General features: G+C 71.9%; 5 protein-coding genes. 2 read left to right on the top strand and 3 right to left on the bottom strand.

What is annotated here, in order from left to right; all coding sequences use genetic code 11:
• Positions 1-268: 268 nt before the first annotated feature.
• Positions 269-1036: an isoprenyl transferase gene (locus WMI84_RS17420; protein WP_347355041.1), complete on the bottom strand. Its 768-nt coding sequence runs from the start codon at positions 1034-1036 to the stop codon at positions 269-271.
• A 192-nt stretch (positions 1037-1228) separates the two neighbouring features.
• Between WMI84_RS17420 and WMI84_RS17415 the strand changes: the two genes are divergently transcribed.
• Positions 1229-1939, top strand: coding sequence for a hemolysin III family protein (locus tag WMI84_RS17415; RefSeq protein WP_347355040.1), 711 nt, complete (start codon positions 1229-1231; stop codon positions 1937-1939).
• A gap of 76 nt (positions 1940-2015) precedes the next feature.
• Here the strand turns inward: WMI84_RS17415 and WMI84_RS17410 are convergent, their stop codons facing one another.
• Positions 2016-2267 (bottom strand): hypothetical protein, encoded by a 252-nt coding sequence (locus WMI84_RS17410; RefSeq protein ID WP_347355039.1) that lies wholly within the window; start codon positions 2265-2267, stop codon positions 2016-2018.
• Complete coding sequence (mca, locus tag WMI84_RS17405) at positions 2267-3217, bottom strand: mycothiol conjugate amidase Mca (protein WP_347355038.1); 951 nt, start codon at positions 3215-3217, stop codon at positions 2267-2269. The genes WMI84_RS17410 and mca overlap by 1 nt, the downstream gene beginning before the upstream one ends.
• A 147-nt stretch (positions 3218-3364) precedes the next feature.
• Here mca and WMI84_RS17400 point away from each other — a divergent pair, with 147 nt between their 5' ends.
• On the top strand, positions 3365-3730 hold the full coding sequence (locus tag WMI84_RS17400) for a DUF4307 domain-containing protein (protein WP_347355037.1): 366 nt from the start codon (positions 3365-3367) through the stop codon (positions 3728-3730).
• Positions 3731-3824 lie beyond the last annotated feature (94 nt).

The following is a 3824-nucleotide window of genomic DNA, read 5'->3' as shown; positions in this document are numbered from 1 at the left end:
CGGGGGTGGTCGGTGACGGCGGGAAGGACCCGGCTTCGTTACCAACTTGTGATCTTTCGGTTTCAACAGTGACAGGCGCCGGCTCGAAAGGCAAATCGGCCGCAGGACGCCGCGCGTGCGTGCGGCTGGTGTGGGCGCGGACGGCACCGGCTCCGGGCGGCGGTATGCCGCCGCCGCCCACCCGGCGGGGAGCACCGACCCGCTCGCGGCGGAGCCGCACTCGAGCAGGCCCGTCGCACCGGCCGAGCAGGCCACGCGGACGCGCCGCTCAAGCGCCGAAGCGACGGTGCCGTCCGGCGTAGGCGCGCAGCGCGCGGAGGAAGTCGACGTGCCGGAAGTCGGGCCAGTAGGCCTCGCAGAAGTAGAACTCGGACCGGGCGCTCTGCCAGAGCAGGAACCCGCCGAGGCGCTGCTCCCCGCTGGTGCGGATGACCAGGTCGGGGTCGGGCTGGCCCTTGGTGTAAAGGTGTTCGGCGATGTCCTCGACGGTGAGGTCCGCGGCGATCTGCTCGAGGCTCTGCCCCTGGGCGGCCCGGGCCCGGAGCATCGCCCGGACGGCGTCGGCGATCTCTCGCCGGCCCCCGTAGGCGACGGCGATGTTGACGGTCATCCCGTCGACATCGGTGGTGCGTTCGACCGACGCGCGCAGGCTACGGGCGGTGTCGCCCGGCAGCAGGTCCGGCGCGCCGACAAGGGTAAGGCGCCAGCGCCGCGCATCGGCCAGGTCGCACACGGCGTTGTCGATGATCTGCAGGAGCGGGGTCAGCTCCTCGGGGTCGCGGGTCAGGTTGTCGGTCGACAGCAGCCAGAGGGTGACGTACTCCACACCGGCCCGCTCGCACCAGGTGAGCAGGTCCTCGATCTTGTCCGCTCCCGCCTGGTGTCCGGTGGCGGTGCCCTCGCCGCGGGCCCTGGCCCAGCGCCGGTTGCCGTCGAGCATGACCGCGACGTGTCGGGGCATCGACTCGCGTGGCAGCTCCCTTGCCACGCGCCGCTCGTAGGCGCCGTAGACCATGTCCCGCCAGCCCACCGGCATCCTCCTCGAGTCGTCCGGCGGCCCCTCGGCGAAGCCGCGCAAGCCAACCTACCCCGCGGGGCAGGGCTGCGGCCGCGGCACACGCGGGCCCCCCGGAACGGCTCCGCGAGAGCCTGCCGGAGCCGGGCGGCATACCTCACGATCAGGGCTACCGACCCGTAACCTACGGCGCCGTAAGTTATCCTGTTGGTCATGTTCGCCATGGACGAGCAGATCGGTGCGGATGGCGCCGTCGCCACGGTCAGGGACCTCGTGGCCACGGTCAAGCCACGGCTGCGCGGTTGGCTGCACCTGGGCATGTTCCCGTGCGCGCTGGTCGGTGGGCTGGTGCTGACGTTCGTGGCCCCGCCGGGAGCGGTGCGGACCGCGGCCGTGGTGTTCGCCGTCACGGCGACGCTGCTGTTCGGCGTGTCGGCCGTCTACCACCGCGGCACGTGGGGGCCGCGGATGACCGGTGTGCTCAAACGGCTCGACCACTCGAACATCTACCTCGTCATCGCCGGCACGTACACGCCCTTCGCGGTGACGCTCCTGCCGTGGCCGCGGGCTCGTACGCTGCTGGCCCTCGTCTGGGGCGGGGCCCTGGCCGGTGTCGTGTTCCGCGTCGTCTGGGTGCGGGCGCCGCGCTGGCTCTACACCGGCCTCTACCTGCTGCTGGGGTGGACGGCGGTCGCCTATGTCGTGCCCTTCTGGCGGGTCGGTGGCGTGGTCATCGGGTTGCTCATCGCGCTTGGCGGGGTGCTCTACACCTTGGGCGGGGTCGTCTACGCGACGCGCCGACCCGACCCCTCGCCGCGCTGGTTCGGCTTCCACGAGGTCTTCCACGCGTTCACCCTCGCGGCCTTCACGGCGCACTTCGTGGCGATAGCGCTCGCCGTGGCCGCGAACCCGGTCGCGAGCTGAGCCCGGCCCCGGGGCCGCCTCGGCGAACGTGCCGCAGACCGCTCGAGGGCGGGTCCGACCGCGCCGGCCGGCCGCGTCAGTCGCGCTCGCCCGGCCCGGAGTCGTGCTCGCCGGGCTCGGTGCCTGTCCCGGTGGAGCCCGGCGCACCGCCGTCGGCGCCCTCCTGCTGCTGGCGCTCCTGCTCGAGCCGGTCCCGCTCGCGGTAGGCCATGCGGCGCATCCGCGCGTTCATGTTGCGCATCAGGAACCAGAGCGCGACGGCCAGGACGAACACGGCGATGAAGCCCAGGATCCCGGGCCCGACCGGAAGGTGCTCGGTGCCGCCCATCAGGCCGTCTCCTGCAGGTCCTCGGGCAGCCGCCCGTCATATTCGAGGGTCAGGCCGCCGGTCCTGGCGAGCGCGTCGGCCTGTTCGGCGCTGCCCAGGCCGGCGAAGAGGTCGTGCTCGACCTCGTGGATCGGCACGTACGACAGGGCGGCCTCGAAGTCCTCGTGCGGCCAGACCTGCTGCTGGAGCCGGATCGGGACGCGGAACCAGAACCCGTCCGGGTCGACCTGGGTGGCGTGGGCCAGCAGAGCGCGGTCGCGGGTCGCGAAGTAGTCGGCGCACTCGATCTGCGTGGTGACCCGGCCCCGGCGGCGCGGCTTCCAGTTGGCGAGCCACTCCGTGTAGGGACTCTCGAGGCCCGCGGCGATCATCGCCTCGTGGATCGCCGTGAGGCGCTCGAGCCGGTGCCCACTGTTGTAGTAGAGCTTCAGCGGCTGCCACGGCTCGCCCGCGTCCGGGTACCGGTCCGGGTCCCCGGCGGCGCGGAAGGCCGACATCGCCACCCGATGGCACATGATGTGGTCGGGATGCGGGTAGCCGCCCTTCTCGTCGTACGTGGTCATCACGTGCGGACGGAACTCGCGGACGACCCGCACGAGCGCCTCGGTCGTCACGTCGAGGTCCTCGAGGGCGAAGCAGTCCTCCGGCAGGGGCGGCGGCGGATCACCCTCGGGCAGGCCCGAGTCGACGAAGCCGAGCCAGGTGTGCTCGCAGCCGAGCACCTGTTGGGCGGCCCGCATCTCCCGCCGGCGGTACGCGACGAGGTCGCGTTCGATCTCGGGTCGGCCCTTGAGCTTCTCGTTGAGGATGTCGCCGCGTTCGCCCCCGGTGCACGAGACCACCCGCACGCGACAGCCCTCGTCGACGTACTTCGCAGTCGTCGCCGAGCCCTTGCTCGACTCGTCGTCTGGGTGGGCGTGCACGGCCATCAGCCGCATGCCACGGGACACCGATGTCTCCTCACGTCAGGATGTCGGCCGGGACCGGGCGAGCCGGCCGACCGGGTGCGTGGCCCCGTCCCCGGTGGGAGAGACTGGACCCGACCGTCATCCTCTCACCTCACCGACGCCTTCCACGTCGACCCCACGGAGCCCGTGATGTCCTTGCCCAAGCCCGCGCCCGGCACGCTCAAGTGGTGGATCGTCGGCACCATCGGCATCGGCGGCGGGATCGCCCTCGCCGTCTGGTTCGGGCTCTCGGCGACCCTCGGGGTGCCGACCTGGGAGACGCTGGGCTCGAAGGTCGTCGACGACCAGACGGTGATGGTCAAGTTCCAGGTGACCCGGCCGGAGGGGCAGCCGATGACCTGCCAGGTGCGGGCACTGGCCAAGGACTTCGCGACGGTCGGCAGCGTGGAGGTCAAGGTGCCCCGGTCGCCGGGCGACACGTCGGAGGAGCGCGTCACGTTCCGCACCACCACGCGAGCGGTCGCGGGCGAGGTGCGCACCTGCACGATGCCGTGACCGTCTCGATCCCCGCCTTCACCTGCATCCGGTGGGGTCATTTGTTATCCTTGGGGTTCACCTGAGGTCACGACCGGTGACACACACCGCGCCG

This window comes from Intrasporangium sp. (assembly GCF_039812505.1).
Lineage (GTDB): Bacteria > Actinomycetota > Actinomycetes > Actinomycetales > Dermatophilaceae > Intrasporangium_A.
Note: the sequence above shows the minus strand (reverse complement) of the source record. Positions and strands in the feature narration are given on the sequence as shown.

Bases quoted from the DNA above. Each gene is read 5' to 3' on its own strand.
- WMI84_RS17410 (WP_347355039.1), bottom strand. From the start codon at position 2,267: ATGGGCGGCACCGAGCACCTTCCGGTCGGGCCCGGGATCCTGGGCTTC.
- WMI84_RS17420 (WP_347355041.1), bottom strand. From the start codon at position 1,036: ATGCCGGTGGGCTGGCGGGACATGGTCTACGGCGCCTACGAGCGGCGC.
- WMI84_RS17415 (WP_347355040.1), top strand. From the start codon at position 1,229: ATGTTCGCCATGGACGAGCAGATCGGTGCGGATGGCGCCGTCGCCACG.
- WMI84_RS17400 (WP_347355037.1), top strand. From the start codon at position 3,365: ATGTCCTTGCCCAAGCCCGCGCCCGGCACGCTCAAGTGGTGGATCGTC.